Source organism: Cohnella cellulosilytica, assembly GCF_042431195.1.
Lineage (GTDB): Bacteria > Bacillota > Bacilli > Paenibacillales > Paenibacillaceae > Cohnella > Cohnella cellulosilytica.
The window spans coordinates 23,742-38,543 of sequence record NZ_JBHMDN010000022.1; the positions used below are offsets into that span (position 1 = coordinate 23,742).

Here is a 14,802-nt window from a genome sequence, read left to right on the forward strand (position 1 = left end):
GGCGAGGAGAGGAGGGGCGATATGCCGGAGACGGACAACCTCCAGAATTGGATAACGAAGTATCGCACGGAGTATAAGCGGGGATTGCCGGTTATTGCGCCTTCCGGAGAAGAAGGTCGGTTCGACAGCCATGGCGTAGATTGTCCGTTCGTCTTCTATCACAACGGTCGGTACAGGATGATGTATATCGGCTATGACGGCCGCGGCTATCAGACGGCGCTGGCCGAAAGCGACGATCTGCTGAACTGGAGAAGCCATGGCGTCATTCTGGGCAGAGGCGAGGGACGGGGCTGGGATGATGTCGGCGCGGCGGGAACGTGGCTGCTCAAGGAGACGGATGCGCTTTCCGGCCTGCCAACGCTCAAGAAGGCGGACGGCAAGTATTGGATGGTCTATCATGCTTATCCCGAAGAAGGGTACGAAGCGGGGCCGGCGGAGATAGGGCTGGCCTGGACGACCGACGAAACCCTGATGACCTGGAACCGTCTGGAACGGCCCGTGTTCTCCTGGAGAGACGGGGAGGACTGGGAACGGGGAGGGCTCTACAAAGCTTGTCTGCTGGAACATGAAGGCCTCTATTATTTGTTTTACAATGCGAAGAACGAGGCGTCGGCCTGGCGCGAGCAAACCGGGGTTGCAACGTCGCCGGACCTGCGGAACTGGAGCCGATACGAGGGCAATCCCGTCGTGCGCGTCGTGCCGGGAAGCTGGCAATCGGTCTTCGCGTCCGATCCGTTCGTCGTCCGGGACGAAGGCCGCTGGCGGATGTTTTACTTCGGCTTTGACGGTTCGCACGCCCAGGAAGGAGCGGCAACCTCCGACAATCTGCTGGAATGGATGTGCGCGAGGGAGCCGCTGCTCCGGCACGGAACGGAGGAGGAACTGGATGCGACGCATGCGCACAAGCCTTCGGTGCTGATGCGCGACGGAGTGCTCTACCACTTCTATTGCGCGGTTCGGCCGCGCCGAACGGTCGACGCGACGCTCGGGAACGAATATCGCGCGATTACGTTCGCGGCTTCCGCGCCGATCGGCTGATCGGGCAAGGACGGAGGAAATGAACAAAGACGGTCTCGTCTCCGAAGGAGAGAGGCCGTCTTTGGCGTGGTGCGCCCGCTGCGGCGTTCTGCCGGCAAGGGAAGTCTGTTCCGCATTAACCGAAGGAAGAAGCACTGATTTCCACGGGACCGATGACGGCTGCGGTTAAGCCCGGAGTTACGCTCTCGATTGAAACCGTATAAATCTGCGGGCCGGGGGGAGAATTTCCGTCGATGGCCAGCAGGGCGTTCAATTCGTACGTGGTAAATGAAGTTTCGACGCCGATCCGGGAATAATAAATCTCGGTGCCTCCGCGGCGGATGCGATACAGAACGGAACCGGCTCCCGGGCTGCCCTCAATGCCGATTGTCGCGTTAATTTCCACGTATCTAGGCACGACGTTAGGGACGCTGACGATGACGGAGGCGATGTCCGTTTTGGCCGGGGTCAGCGGGACCGCGATATTGGTCCCTCCGGCAATCGGAGTGACTACGGTCGCGTTGTAGTTGAATAAGGTTGTCATAAGGATGAACCTCCTTTCTGCAAGGGAATAACACATCATATGCTTGGCCAATGGAAAGGACTGGATAAAGCATTGAGGTCATTGCCACATTTTTGCCGTGCCGCCGACACAGGGGCCGGCTCGGGAAACGACGGACAATGTTCACATTTTCGCTATTGCCCGGTGCCTGGCCGAAAAGGTATAATTATTTTCATCATAATAATGATCAGGTGATCACTAATGCAAGTTTTGAAGGAGGAAGTACGCAGCGCCATTATGCTGGCCGCCTACGAGGAGTTCCGGCAGAGCGGGTACCTGGAAGCGTCGATGCGGCGGATCGCGACCGCGGCCGGTATGACCTCGGGCAATATTTATCGGTATTTTCGCAATAAGGAGGATCTGTTCGACGCCATCGTAGGTCCCCTGTACAGCGAATACAACCGATATGCGCAGGAGTACCTGCAGACGGCGGAAGCTATTGCGACGGACGGCTGGGACGTCGAGAAGAGAACCAGCTTTTTCGAACGCGTCCAGAATACGCTGGTCGGGCTGCTTATGGCGTCGGGCCCCAGTCTGCTGCTGCTGCTGTGCCGCAGCGAAGGCTCGAAGTACGAGAGCATCCGCAGCGAGCTGACCGGGTTCGTCGAGAGCTTGCTGACGAAGTCGTTCACGGCGGCCAAAGGTCCGGCGGGGCCCTTGGACGAACGGGAGAGAATCGAGATCGGCATGCTGGCGGCGACGATGATCGAGAGCGTAGCCTGGATCGTGGCCAACTACCACGACTCCGACATGCTCGGAACGCTGGTCGAACGGGTGATTGACGTGTTCGGCTGCGGCTTGGAGAAACAGATGGAAGCGCACCGAAGCTGAGAGAGAGAAGGAGAGGAATCGAATGCAACGAATTATTCGCTGGCGTTGGCCGCTGCTGGCCGTATGGATCGTCGCGACCGTTGTGCTGACGGTCATTCAACCCGATGTGAACGCCATTTTGCACGAGCGGGGACAAAATCCGCTGTCGGCGGACAGCCGCGCGGTGATCGCCCACGACCTGCTCAAGAAGATGAGCAACGCGGAGGGACGAAGCGATATCGTCGTCTTCTTCAAGGAGGAAGGCTTGTCCGAGGACGACATGAAGGGGATTCAAGCCGGGATCGGGGAGATCAAGGCTGGACAGGAAGCGCTTGGCGCCGCCGAACTGATCGATCCGTTCTCTTCCCCCGAGGTCGGCGACCAATTGATTTCCAAGGACCGGACGACGGTGATGGCGCCGTTCGTGCTCCAGATTAACGGCCGAAGCGTCGACGAGATCGGCGAACAGTTCGCGGCTGTGCTCAAGGACGTGCCGGTCCAGTTTTATTTGACCGGCGAGGACTTTATCGAGAACGATTACTTGAAGGCGACGATCGCCGGCGTCGAGAAGAGCGCCGCGCTGACGGTTATCTTTATTCTGGTCGTGCTGCTGCTGATGTTCCGTTCGGCGCTCATTCCTATCGTGTCGCTGCTGACGGTAGGCATTTCGTACCTGGTGTCGATGGGCATCGCCGCGCAGTTGATCGACAAGCTGGAATTTCCGATTACCAGCGTGACGCAGATGCTGCTCGTGCTGATTCTGTTCGGGATAGGAACGGATTACAACATCCTGCTGTTTAACCGGTTCAAGGAGGAGCTGGCGCTCGGCAAATCGACGGACGAGGCCATCGTCGCTTCCTACCGGACCGCGGGCAAAACGATTATTTACAGCATTCTGACCGTGTTCATCGCTTTCGCGGGCTTGACGTTCTCGGACTTCGGGATCTATCAATCGGCGAACGTGGTCGCCATCGGAACGGTCATTCTGGTGCTCGTGATTCTGACGCTGACGCCGTTCGTCATGAAGACTTTCGGCGCCAAGCTGTTCTGGCCGTCCCGCGGCTCGGCGGGCCATAAGGAAAGCGGCCTGATGGCAGGGCTGACCCGGACGGCCGTCAAGCGCCCGATCGTGACGGTCGCTGTCATCGCCGTGCTGCTCATTCCCGTCTTCCTGACGAGCGGACAGAAGCTCAGCTTCGACCAGCTGGCGGAGCTCGGCGACGACCACCCTTCGACCAAAGGATTCGGCATCGTGGCCGAGCGATTCAGCAGGGGCCAGGCTCTGCCGACCACCCTCGTCATCGAGGGCAAGGAGGCGCTGGACAACAACGAGGCGCTGGCCGTGCTCGACGACCTGACGAACGCGATCCGGGAAATTCCGGGCGTGAATCAAGTGTCCGGCGTAACTCAGCCGGAGGCCAAGCCGATCGACGACTTCTATATTAAGGGTCAGACCGCGGAAGTGACCAAGGGGATCTCCGCGTCCCGGGACGGCGTCGACGCCGTGCGGGACGGCCTGGATCGGATGCGCTCGGAGCTGAACGCGCCGGACTTCTCGCAAGTGGCGCAGCTGGCGGAAGGAACCGGCCAGGTGCGGGGCGGATTGGACCAGGTGACCGACGCCGTGAACCGGATCGTCTCCGGCATCGGCGACGGAGCGAGCGGAGGCCGCGCGCTCGAAGACGGAATCGCCAAGCTGCGCGGGGGCATGGAGGATATCGCCAAGCAGACCGGCGTGCTGGCCGACGCGCTGGACCGGCTCCGCCAAGGCTACGACGCGCTCGGCGGCGGCTATGCGAAGCTGGGGGACGGAATTCCCGAGCTGCAGAACGGGATGAGCGCGATGAACGGTCTTATCGCCAAGCTGGGCCAGACGCACGCGGAGCTGGCGGAGGATGAAGATTATGCGGCGCTGAAGAACGCGGGACAGCAGCTTTCCACCGCGCTGGCAAGCATTGCCGACGGCTTCTCCGAGCTGGAGCGCAATTCGTCCGAATTGCAAGCCGGCTTTGCCTCTTCGACGTCCGGTTTGCGCCAGTTGGCCGCAGGGCAGCAGCAGATCGTCGGAGGATTGGCGGAGCTGGAGAAGGGGGCCAAGGAATTGTCGGCCGGCCTGGCGCAAGGCCAATCCGGCGGCAAGACGCTCGCGGCTTCGATGGAGCGCCTGAGCGGAGCGCTGGCCGACATCGAGGCCGGACAGCTGCAGTTGAACGAAGGGCTCGGGGCGCTGAACGGAGGCTTCGACCAGTTGAAGGACGGGCTGCAGCAGAGCGGACAAGGGCTGTCGGACATTTCGGACGGCTTGAAGCAGACCGGCGACTTCCTCGTTCAGATGGGGACGACGAAGACGTTCTTCATTCCGCGGGAGGCGCTGGACAGCGAGCAGTTCGGCCAGGCGAAGGATGCGTTCATGTCCAAGGATCGCACGGTAACCAAGCTGATCGTCGTGCTGAACGAGGACCCGTATTCCCCGGAGGCGCTGAAAGTCATCGATCGGATCAACGACGTCACGGACAGCCGCCTGGACGGAACCGTGCTGGCCGATGCGGCGCGGGGAGCGGCCGGACCGACCTCGATTACGCACGATATGAACGAATCCCAGCTCGCCTCCTTTAACAGCGCGGCGATCATCGTCATCGTCAGCGTGTTCCTGGTGCTGCTGATGGTCATTCGTTCGCTGCTGCCGGCGCTGTACATCGTCGTATCGCTGATCGCTTCGTATTATGTCGCCATGGGCGCATCGAAGCTGGTCGCCGAATACATTCTCGGAACGGAAGGGCTGTCTTCGTTCGTACCGTTCTTCTCCTTCATCGTCATCGTCGCCGTTGGCGTCGATTACGGCATCTTCCTGATGATGCGGTATAAGGAGTACGGCGATATCGATCATCAAGAAGCGATTAAACGCGCGACGCGAAGCGTAGGAGGAGTCATCATCTCCGCGATGATCATTCTCGGCGGAACGTTCGCCACGCTGATGCCTTCGGGACTGGTGCTGCTCATCGAGATGGCCACGGCCGTAATCGTCGGCCTGATCGTGCTGGTCTTCGTGCTGCTGCCGATGCTCGTTCCGGCGCTGATGGCGCTGCCGGGCGCGCTTCGCGGGCGGAAGGAAACCGAATAAAAAAGACGCGTCCGGCAGGGGGCGGTTCCGCAAGCGGAGCTGTCCCGGCTGGCCGTTTTCCTATCAGTATGGGGGTTTGGTCCCTCGCAAAGCAATCGGAATAAGCTGCGAAGCTTAGGATTGCTTTGCGAGGGATTTTGCAATGGATGGAGATACGCGTTTGCGCGTCATGAGGGCGCCGAAGGCGTTTTTGCTTAGGCTCGCAAAGGATGCGGGAAAGGCCTGCGTCCGGGCGAGGCCGCTTATCTTTGGGCTATTTTTATATGCCGTTCGGTTCCTCTGCGCGAACGAAAGTGGTAAAATTCTTGAATAAGGACTACCAACAGCTAAAGGAGCCACCAACTGCCATGGCGAAGGTCAAAATCAAATTCGTATGCACCCAGTGCGGGACCGAATCCCCGAAATGGATGGGCAAATGTCCCGGCTGCCATGAGTGGAACACGATGGTGGAGGAGACGGAGAAGGAGATCAAGGCGCCGGTCGGACGGAGCGAGCTGATCCGGACGAAAGAAAAGGCGCGTGCGATCATACATATAGAGAGCGGGCAGGAGCCCCGCGTCGAGACGGGCATGTCCGAGCTCAACCGGGTGCTTGGAGGCGGGCTTGTTCCGGGGTCGCTGCTGCTGGTCGGGGGCGATCCCGGGATCGGCAAGTCGACGCTGCTGCTGCAAACTTCGCATTCGCTGTCCGCGCAGGGCCTTAAGGTGCTGTACGTGTCGGGAGAGGAATCCGTCCGCCAGACGAAGCTTCGCGCCGATCGGCTGGGCGCGTTGAACGATAGATTGTACGTTCTCTGCGAGACGAACCTGGAAACGATCGAGGAGGCGATCTCCGAGGTTCAGCCCGATTTTCTCGTGATCGATTCCATTCAGACGGTATACCGGCCGGAGGTCGCGTCCGCTCCCGGGAGTGTGGCGCAGGTACGGGAATGCACCGCCCATTTCATGAGAATTTCCAAGGTGAACGGAGTGGCCACGGTGCTCGTCGGCCACGTGACCAAGGAAGGCGCGATCGCCGGTCCGCGCCTGCTGGAGCATATGGTCGATTGCGTGCTGTATTTCGAAGGCGAGCGTCATCATACTTATCGGATTTTGCGGGCGGTGAAAAATCGCTTCGGCTCCACGAACGAGATCGGCATTTTTGACATGACGGAGGACGGCTTGAAGGAAGTGGCCAACCCGTCGGAGCTTTTCCTCTCCGAGAGGCCGCTCGGGGTGGCCGGCTCCACGGTCGTGGCGAGCATGGAGGGAACCCGTCCTGTGCTGGTGGAGCTGCAGGCGCTCGTGTCTCCGACCCATTTTCCGTCCCCGCGGCGGATGGCTTCCGGGTTCGATCATCACCGGATGTCGCTCGTCATTGCCGTGCTGGAGAAGCGGATGGGAATGTTCCTGCAAAATCAGGACGCTTATCTGAACGTGGCGGGAGGCGTCAAGCTGGACGAACCGGCGACGGATTTGGCCGCGGCGGTCAGCCTGGCGTCGAGCTTCAAGGACGCGCCGACGAAGCCGTTCGACGCGATCTTCGGAGAGGTCGGGCTGACCGGGGAAGTGCGGGCGGTCTCGCGGGCGGAACAGAGAGTCAAGGAAGCGCACAAGCTGGGCTTCAAGCGCGTGATCCTGCCGGAAATGAGCATGAAGGGCTGGCAGCCGCCCCGCGATATCCAGCTCATCGGCGTCAGGACGGTCGCGGATGCGCTGAAGGCGGCATTGGAATAGGGGGCGATGCATCGTGAAGGAATATAAAGAGAAAGACGTCAAGGAGAAGGAACGCCATCAGCAGGAGAGAACGATGAACCAGCTCCTTCAGATGGTCGCCCCGGGGACCGCTTTTCGCGACGGGCTCGAGAATGTGCTGCGGGCGAAGACGGGCGCGTTGATCGTCGTCGGCTACAGCCCGGAAGTGATGGCCGTCGTGGACGGTGGCTTCTCGATCAATTGCGACTTCAGTCCCAACTACCTGTACGAGCTGGCGAAAATGGACGGCGCGATTATTCTGAACGAAGACGTCAAGCGCATTCTGTACGCCAACACCCAGTTGATTCCGGACTCCTCCATCTCCTCCTCGGAAACCGGCATTCGCCATCGGACGGCGGAGCGGGTAGCCAAGCAGACGGGCAAGCTGGTCGTCTCCATTTCCCAGCGGCGCAACGTCATTACGCTGTACCAGGGACAGCTGCGCTACGCGCTTAAGGAGATGGGCGTCATTCTGACGAAGGCGAACCAGGCGATTCAGACGCTGGAACGATATCGGGTCGTGTTCACCCAGGCGCTGACGAATTTGTCCGCGCTGGAATTCGAGGAAATGGTCACGATGCACGAGGTCGCCCACGTCATTCAGCGCGCGGAGATGGTGCTGCGAATCAACAACGAGATTAACCGGTACGTGCTGGAGCTGGGCAACGAAGGCCGGCTGATCAGCATGCAGAAGGAAGAGCTCGTCGGCTCCGCCGAGGAGGAGACCTGGCTGCTGCTGCGCGATTACGCCAAGGAAGAGGGCGAGAGCAAGGTCAAGGAAATTCAGACGGCGATTCGCAAGCTGTCGTCGGAAGAGCTGCTGGACCCGGCGGCCTTGATCCGCATTCTGGGCTATCCGTCGCTGAACTCCGTTGTGGAGGAGGGGCTGCTGCCGCGAGGCTATCGCATCCTGAGCAAAATATCGCGGCTGCCCGCCGTCATCATTCACAATTTGGTGGACCGGTTCGGCGCCCTGCCGCATATCGTCACCGCCTCGATCGAGGAGCTGGACGAAGTCGACGGCATCGGGGAGGTTCGGGCGCGGGCGATCAAGGAAGGGTTAAAACGGATCCAGGACCAGGTGTTTATTGACAGACAGATATAAGGGGACTACAATTGGGAGGGCCTTAGCGGTCCGGGTTTCCAGATCGTCCCTTTTCTAGACGATTCAGAAAGTATAAGGTTCGTTAGCCTTATCCGATCGAGAGAGAAGCCGGCAACGCTTAACTTAAGGACCATAAGGGTATAGTAAAGTCGAGGTGGCAAACATGATTACGAAGTCAATACCGAATTTATTTACCATAGGTAACCTGGGTTTGGGCGTAATCGCCATCATCTTAGCCTTCAATAACGATACGAACAGTTCAAATACAGCTGCGCTGCTGGTCATTATCGCGATGCTTCTGGACGGGTTGGACGGCCGCGTGGCGCGCGCGCTTAACGCGCAGAGCGAATTCGGCAAGGAGCTGGACTCGCTGTCGGACGTCATTTCCTTCGGGGTGGCTCCGGCTTTCATCATGTACCAGGCGGCGTTCCAGGGCGTCAGCCCGGCGATGGCCTGGATCGTGACGGCGATTTTCCCCATTTGCGGCGCGCTCAGGCTTGCTAGATTCAACGTCATAGACGGCATTCCCGGTTATTTCATCGGGCTTCCCATTCCGGCCGCCGGCGGGGTGCTGGCCACGCTTGCCCTGTTCCATTCCGAGCTGCACTACTCCTTGCTGCTGCTCAGCACGCTGGCGTTGTCCTTCCTGATGGTCAGCAATATGAAATATCCCAACTTCAAAAAGCTGGGACTGCCGAAGAAAGCGATCTGGGCAATTCCCGTAGTCGTGCTCGGGGCCGCGGTTCTCGCCTTCATGTTCCAGCGGGCGATCCCGAAGGTCATTCTGGCCTTGCTGCTGCTCTACGCGCTGTGGGGACTAAAAAAAAACGTTGAAAGCTTGCTCCCTTCCAGAAGAAGAGGCGGACGCAGAGGAACTCCCGAGGACGAGGAAAGCTCGAAGCATAGCGCATAACGAAGATTAGGCCGGCGCGCCGGGTTTTCCCGCGAGGGAAGACTCGGCGCGCCTTTTGCATAGAAACAGCCTCCCGGCGACGGGAGGCTGTTAGGCGTTGTCGGGCCGGTCGCCGCCGGTCTCAGGTGAGATTAAACCAGCCGAGCGTCGAGCATTTGTCCGCTTCGCGCGCGACAACGTCCTCGAGGCTGATGTCCAGCAGATTGCACATGGCCGACATGTAGAATAAATTTTTGCCCATTTCGTTGCGAATGATTTCACGGCATTGCTCGCACAGTTCGCCTTCCATATGCGATTTCGATTGGCGGTTGGCCTGATCGAGAGGCATCTCGGCGGAAAAGCCTTGGTTTCTGGCGTTAAGAGCGATGCATCCGCATTCCGTGATCGACTTGGATACGGCCCGGTTCACGGAGGCATTGGATTGACTGAACTTCGTGACGACATCGAGCAGACTGCGATGGCGGAGCAACAATTCCGACACCTGACTTTGAAATTCCTGAAGCGTAGGCGCGCCCATCCGTTCCACCTCGGTTACCTTTTATTTACTTTTTCTCCTCCATTATAGTGCAAGGCGGAAGAGAATTCAAAGAAAGTTACGATTTCTAAAGAAACTTTAAGATGCGAACGGAGGGAAGATTAGCGAGCGGAAAATTGGAACATACTAGTAACGAGAATTTTTTCGATGGAGACAAGAGAGGGAGTGATTTCTATGATTATGAGAAGAGTGATTCAGACGTTCGGGTTGTTGATCGGAGCGCTGCTGGGTCAGCAGATGTCGGCTTCGCAGCTCGCGTCGGAGTCGCCCCTGATGGGGACTCTGCTGGGGACTTCGACGGGGTCGGGCGGGATGCTGAGCCTGATCGTCGGAGCGGGAGCGGGCTTCCTGCTGGCGACTTCGCTGTCGGCGCCGCTGTCGCGCGCGCTGCACCGCACGATCGACCGGCTGTCCGGTTATCCGATGTCGGAATTGCTGACCGGCATGATCGGTTTGATTTTAGGGCTTGCGCTCTCATCCTTCCTGTATCCCTATATCACGGATATTCCGTATGTGGGTCGGGTGCTGGCGGCGGGCGCCGCACTGGCGCTCGGATACGCGGGGCTGATCGTGGGCCTGCGGAAAAAGGACGAGCTCGGCGTGCTGCTGCTCGAGCGCAGAAGGGTCGAGCCTGCGGAGAAGACGGGGCCTCGTTACGAGGAGCACAAGATTCTGGATACGAGCGTCATTATTGACGGTCGGATCGCGGACATCTGCAAAACCGGATTTATTGAAGGCACGCTTGTCATTCCGGAGTTCGTGCTGGAGGAGCTGCAGCATATCGCCGATTCCTCCGATCTGCTCAAGCGGAACAGAGGGCGCAGAGGCCTGGACATTCTGAACAAGATTCAGAAGGAGCTGGACGTCAAGGTATTGATTTACGAGGATGCGAACGAGGAGCCCGGTGAAGTCGACAGCAAGCTCGTGAAGCTGGCCAAGGCGATGCAGGGCAAGGTGGTCACCAACGATTTTAATTTGAACAAAGTGTGCGAGCTGCAGGGCGTCTCCGTCCTGAACATCAACGATTTGGCCAATGCGGTCAAGCCGGTCGTGTTGCCCGGAGAGGAAATCATCGTGCAGGTCATCAAGGACGGCAAGGAACACGGGCAAGGGGTCGCTTATCTGGACGACGGAACGATGATCGTCGTGGAAGGCGGAAGAGACTTTATCGGAACGACGATGGAGGTGCTCGTGACGAGCGTGCTCCAGACTTCGGCGGGCCGAATGATCTTCGCGAAGCCGAAGCTATTGGAAAAAGCGCTCTGACGCGGTATGATAATAGAATTACGGGCGGGACACGCTCTAGTGTCCCGTCTTTCGTTTGTTATTCTGGGATCGTGCGCGGGGAGTTTAGGCGAATGTCTTGGAGCTGGGGAGCCGTGGTGGTCGCGGCGGGTCGGGGAACCCGCATGGGCGCCGCGGAGAACAAAGTCTATTTGGAGCTGGCCGGAAAAACGGTGCTGGACTACGCGCTGGACGCGTTCGAGCGCTGCGCTTCCGTCTCCTCCGTCGTTCTGGTCGTCGGAGAGGGCGAGACGGAACGGGCTTCGGCGATCGCGGCGGCGGGAGGCTACGGCAAGGTGGCCGACGTCATCGTCGGCGGCGCGGAGCGCCAGGACAGCGTGTACGCCGGACTGGCCGTTCTGCGGACGGACGGCGCGCTTGTCCACGACGCGGCGCGGCCGCTCGTCGCTCCGGAGCAGATCGCGGCCTGCTGCGCGGCGGCGGAGGAGCATGGAGCGTCGGCGCTGGCCGTGCCCGTGAAGGACACGATCAAGGTGTCCGACGGGCAGGGCTTTATCGTGGCGACGCCGGAGCGCAGCACGCTGTGGAGCGTGCAGACGCCGCAGGCGTTCGGGCGGCTCGAGCTGATGCAGGCGCACCGGCAGGCGAAGGAGGACGGCGCCGCGGCGACGGACGACGCGATGCTGGTGGAGCGGCTGGGACGCAAGGTAGCCATCGTTCAGGGGAACTATGCGAACCTGAAAATCACGACACCGGAGGATTTGCCGATTGCCGAGCTTCTTCTGGAGCGGATACGGCGGCAGGAGTAGGCAGCCGGGAGCCGAACGACGGGTTCGGGGAGACTGGCGCTCTAGATAGCAAGGCGGTACGGCGCTGTGTCTCGTCGATGCGAGGAGAGTGGCGGCAAGAGACGAGTGCAGCGGAGAACGAGGATAGAAAGCAGACGTCAGGGGAAGGAGCTTCAACATGTTTAGAGTGGGACAAGGGTTCGACGTTCATCAACTGGTAGAAGGCCGCCCGTGCATTATCGGCGGCGTCACTATTCCGTACGAGAAAGGCCTGCTCGGCCATTCCGACGCGGACGTCCTTTTACATACGATCAGCGACGCGATATTGGGAGCGCTCGGGCTGGGGGACATCGGCAGGCATTTTCCCGATACGGACCCGGCGTTCAAGGATGCCGACAGCTTAAAGCTGCTGGAGCACGTCTGGCGTCTGGCGAAGGAGCGGGGCTATAGGCTGGGCAACGCCGACGCGACGATCATCGCTCAAGCGCCGAAGATGGCGCCATACATACCGGCGATGGTCTCCGTGATCGCCGGCGCTCTCGAGTGCGACGAATCGCAGGTTAACGTCAAGGCGACGACGACCGAGCGGCTCGGGTTCCCGGGCCGCGGCGAAGGCATCGCCTCGCAGGCGGTTGTGCTGCTGGTGAAGGCGTAGGCCGGAGGGGGCCCCAAGGCCAAAAAAGTGCCTCGAGGCGACGAGGGTGAGCATGCCAAGGCCAAAAAAGTGCCTCGAGGCGATGACGGTGAGCATGCCAAGGCCAAAAAAGTGCCTCGGGGCGATGACGGTGAGCATGCCAAGGCCAAAAAAGTGCCTCGAGGCGATGGCGGTGAGCATGCCAAGGCCAAAAAAGTGCCTCGGGGCGATGACGGTGTGCATACCAAGGCCAAAAAAGTGCCTCAAGGTGTCGGAGCAGCTGCGTCCGTGCCTGGAGTGCAGGGGGCAGCGCAAGAAAGGTACGATAAATACGATTGTTACGAGGAGGAACGGATCATGTCCAATAAAGTTCGGGTGCGTTATGCGCCAAGCCCGACGGGGCATCTGCATATCGGCAATGCGAGAACCGCCATTTTCAACTACTTGTTCGCCCGCCATCACGGGGGAGAGTTCGTTATCCGAATCGAGGATACGGACGTTAAGCGCAACGTTGCGGGCGGCGAAGAGAGCCAGCTGAAATATTTGAAGTGGCTGGGCGTCGATTGGGACGAGAGCACCGATCGGCCCGGAGAGTACGGGCCGTACCGTCAAACCGAACGTCTCGATATTTACGGCGTTCACACGCAGCAACTGCTCGACCGCAAGCTTGCCTACCCGTGCTATTGCACCGAGGAGGAGCTGGAGCGGGAACGCGAGGAGCAATCGGCGCGCGGCGAGACGCCGAAATACTCGGGGAAATGCCGTCATCTGAGCGAAGGGGACAGGGAGAAGTTGGCCGCCGAGGGACGCGTGGCGAGCATTCGTTTTACGGTGCCGGCCGATCGAACTTATACGTTCCAGGACCTCGTCAAAGGGGAAATCTCGTTTAAGTCGGATGACTTCGGCGATTTTGTTATCGTCAAGAAGGACGGAATTCCGACTTACAACTACGCGGTCGCCGTGGACGATCATTTGATGGCGATTACGCACGTGCTGCGCGGGGAAGACCATATTACGAACACGCCCCGCCAGCTGATGGTCTACGAAGCGTTCGGCTGGACGCCTCCGGAATTCGGGCATATGACGCTGATCGTTAACGAACAGCGCAAAAAGCTGTCCAAGCGCGACGAATCCATCATCCAATTTATCCAGCAGTACGAAGAGCTCGGCTATTTGCCGGAGGCGCTGTTTAACTTCATTACGCTGCTCGGCTGGTCTCCCGAAGGAGAAGAGGAGATTTTCGGCAGAGAGCGGCTGATCGAAATTTTCAATGCCAACCGTCTGTCGAAGAGCCCGGCGGTATTCGATACGGCCAAGCTGAACTGGCTGAACCAGCACTACCTGAAGCAGGCGGAGCCGGAGCGGGTGCTGGAGCTGTGCCTCCCGCATTTGAAGTCGGCCGGCCGGCTGCCGGAGACGCCCGACGGGCGGGAGCTGGAGTGGGCTTCCGCGCTGGTCGCGTTGTTCCGCGATCATCTGAGGTTCGGGGCGGAAATCGTTCCGCTGTCGGATTTGTTTTTCCAGGAGCAACTGGTTTTCGACGACGAGGCGAGCGCGATACTTGCGGAAGAGACCGTGCCGACCGTGCTGCAAGCGTTCCGGGGACAAATCGAGGACGCGGGCGAAGCGGGCTTTACAATCGACAATATGAAGGCTTTGATCAAGGCCGTACAGACCGCCACCGGGGTAAAAGGCAAAGGGCTGTTCATGCCGATTCGCGTCGCCCTGACCGGGCAGATGCACGGGCCGGATTTGAACGGCACGATCTGGCTGCTTGGCCGGGACAAGGTGCTTAAGCGTCTGGCGGAGCGGCTTTAAGGAAACGGCAGGTTCGGCTGGGGCCGGCGGTCAACGGAGCTTTGGCGGAACTCCGGCAGTCTGCCTGACATTGCTGAGCGTGCCGGTGGAGGTTCGGTTAGATAGCGTTCCGCGGGACCGTTAAATCGGCGGAAATGCGGGAATGCGGCGGAGTAAGGTTCTGAGGGACCGCTAAATCGACGGAAATGCGGAAATGCGCGGGATAGCGTTCCGAGGGACCGTTAAATCGGCGGAAACGCATGAATGCGGCGGAGTAAGGTTCTGCGGGACTGTTAAGTCGACGGAAATGCGGGAATGCGCCGGATAGCGTTCTGAGGGACCGTTAAGTCGACGGAAATGCGGGAATGTGGCGGAGTAAGGTTCTGAGGGACCGCTAAATCGACGGAAATGCGGGAATGCGCGGGATAGCGTTCCGAGGGACCGTTAAATCGGCGGAAATGGGGGAATGCGGCGGAGTAAGGTTCTGAGGGACTGTTAAGTCGGAGACGGCGCCAGCCCGGTTAGCGGTCCGCGTCTTGTCA

The 14,802-nt window shown here is 59.7% G+C and carries 12 protein-coding genes; 10 read left to right on the top strand and 2 right to left on the bottom strand.

All coding sequences use genetic code 11. The annotated features are described in order from the left end of the window. The first annotated feature begins 21 nt into the window (after positions 1-21). The gene (locus ACFFT4_RS17570) at positions 22-1,038 is read left to right on the top strand and encodes a hypothetical protein (RefSeq protein ID WP_378049826.1); all 1,017 of its coding nucleotides are present in this window, start codon (positions 22-24) and stop codon (positions 1,036-1,038) included. A gap of 115 nt (positions 1,039-1,153) precedes the next feature. Here ACFFT4_RS17570 and ACFFT4_RS17575 read toward each other — a convergent pair whose 3' ends face one another. Continuing rightward, on the bottom strand, positions 1,154-1,561 hold the full coding sequence (locus tag ACFFT4_RS17575; protein ID WP_378049828.1) for a hypothetical protein: 408 nt from the start codon (positions 1,559-1,561) through the stop codon (positions 1,154-1,156). Positions 1,562-1,780: 219 nt separating this feature from the next. Here ACFFT4_RS17575 and ACFFT4_RS17580 point away from each other — a divergent pair, with 219 nt between their 5' ends. The 5 genes from ACFFT4_RS17580 (at position 1,781) to pssA (ending at position 9,261) form a co-directional block, all read left to right on the top strand. After that, on the top strand, positions 1,781-2,410 hold the full coding sequence (locus ACFFT4_RS17580) for a TetR/AcrR family transcriptional regulator (protein WP_378049830.1): 630 nt from the start codon (positions 1,781-1,783) through the stop codon (positions 2,408-2,410). 22 nt (positions 2,411-2,432) lie between these two features. Beyond that, positions 2,433-5,510 (top strand): MMPL family transporter, encoded by a 3,078-nt coding sequence (locus ACFFT4_RS17585; protein WP_378049832.1) that lies wholly within the window; start codon positions 2,433-2,435, stop codon positions 5,508-5,510. Between the two features lie 347 nt (positions 5,511-5,857). Next, positions 5,858-7,225, top strand: coding sequence for a DNA repair protein RadA (radA, locus tag ACFFT4_RS17590; RefSeq protein WP_378049834.1), 1,368 nt, complete (start codon positions 5,858-5,860; stop codon positions 7,223-7,225). Between the two features lie 73 nt (positions 7,226-7,298). Next, complete coding sequence (gene disA, locus ACFFT4_RS17595; protein WP_378049979.1) at positions 7,299-8,348, top strand: DNA integrity scanning diadenylate cyclase DisA; 1,050 nt, start codon at positions 7,299-7,301, stop codon at positions 8,346-8,348. Between the two features lie 163 nt (positions 8,349-8,511). Further along, a complete protein-coding gene (pssA, locus tag ACFFT4_RS17600) occupies positions 8,512-9,261 on the top strand; it encodes a CDP-diacylglycerol--serine O-phosphatidyltransferase (RefSeq protein WP_378049836.1) in 750 nt (249 codons plus the stop codon). Positions 9,262-9,382: 121 nt separating this feature from the next. On the opposite strand, the gene ACFFT4_RS17605 is transcribed toward pssA, so the two are convergent. Next, positions 9,383-9,778: a nucleoside triphosphate pyrophosphohydrolase family protein gene (locus ACFFT4_RS17605; RefSeq protein ID WP_378049838.1), complete on the bottom strand. Its 396-nt coding sequence runs from the start codon at positions 9,776-9,778 to the stop codon at positions 9,383-9,385. 195 nt (positions 9,779-9,973) lie between these two features. On the opposite strand from ACFFT4_RS17605, the gene ACFFT4_RS17610 reads away from it, so the two are divergent. The 4 genes from ACFFT4_RS17610 to gltX all read left to right on the top strand — a co-directional run bounded on the left by ACFFT4_RS17610 (position 9,974) and on the right by gltX (position 14,281). Next, a complete protein-coding gene (locus ACFFT4_RS17610; protein WP_378049980.1) occupies positions 9,974-11,062 on the top strand; it encodes a PIN/TRAM domain-containing protein in 1,089 nt (362 codons plus the stop codon). A gap of 92 nt (positions 11,063-11,154) precedes the next feature. After that, positions 11,155-11,850, top strand: coding sequence for a 2-C-methyl-D-erythritol 4-phosphate cytidylyltransferase (gene ispD / locus ACFFT4_RS17615; protein WP_378049840.1), 696 nt, complete (start codon positions 11,155-11,157; stop codon positions 11,848-11,850). Between the two features lie 157 nt (positions 11,851-12,007). Then, positions 12,008-12,484, top strand: a complete 477-nt coding sequence (gene ispF, locus ACFFT4_RS17620) for a 2-C-methyl-D-erythritol 2,4-cyclodiphosphate synthase (RefSeq protein WP_378049842.1) — start codon at positions 12,008-12,010, stop codon at positions 12,482-12,484. Between the two features lie 336 nt (positions 12,485-12,820). After that, the gene (gltX, locus tag ACFFT4_RS17625) at positions 12,821-14,281 is read left to right on the top strand and encodes a glutamate--tRNA ligase (RefSeq protein ID WP_378049844.1); all 1,461 of its coding nucleotides are present in this window, start codon (positions 12,821-12,823) and stop codon (positions 14,279-14,281) included. Positions 14,282-14,802 lie beyond the last annotated feature (521 nt).

Coding starts and splice junctions, on each gene's coding strand:
- ACFFT4_RS17570 (WP_378049826.1), top strand. CDS start 22: ATGCCGGAGACGGACAACCTCCAGAATTGGATAACGAAGTATCGCACG.
- ACFFT4_RS17575 (WP_378049828.1), bottom strand. CDS start 1,561: ATGACAACCTTATTCAACTACAACGCGACCGTAGTCACTCCGATTGCC.
- ACFFT4_RS17580 (WP_378049830.1), top strand. CDS start 1,781: ATGCAAGTTTTGAAGGAGGAAGTACGCAGCGCCATTATGCTGGCCGCC.
- ACFFT4_RS17585 (WP_378049832.1), top strand. CDS start 2,433: ATGCAACGAATTATTCGCTGGCGTTGGCCGCTGCTGGCCGTATGGATC.
- radA (WP_378049834.1), top strand. CDS start 5,858: ATGGCGAAGGTCAAAATCAAATTCGTATGCACCCAGTGCGGGACCGAA.
- disA (WP_378049979.1), top strand. CDS start 7,299: ATGAACCAGCTCCTTCAGATGGTCGCCCCGGGGACCGCTTTTCGCGAC.
- pssA (WP_378049836.1), top strand. CDS start 8,512: ATGATTACGAAGTCAATACCGAATTTATTTACCATAGGTAACCTGGGT.
- ACFFT4_RS17605 (WP_378049838.1), bottom strand. CDS start 9,778: ATGGGCGCGCCTACGCTTCAGGAATTTCAAAGTCAGGTGTCGGAATTG.
- ispD (WP_378049840.1), top strand. CDS start 11,155: ATGTCTTGGAGCTGGGGAGCCGTGGTGGTCGCGGCGGGTCGGGGAACC.
- ispF (WP_378049842.1), top strand. CDS start 12,008: ATGTTTAGAGTGGGACAAGGGTTCGACGTTCATCAACTGGTAGAAGGC.
- gltX (WP_378049844.1), top strand. CDS start 12,821: ATGTCCAATAAAGTTCGGGTGCGTTATGCGCCAAGCCCGACGGGGCAT.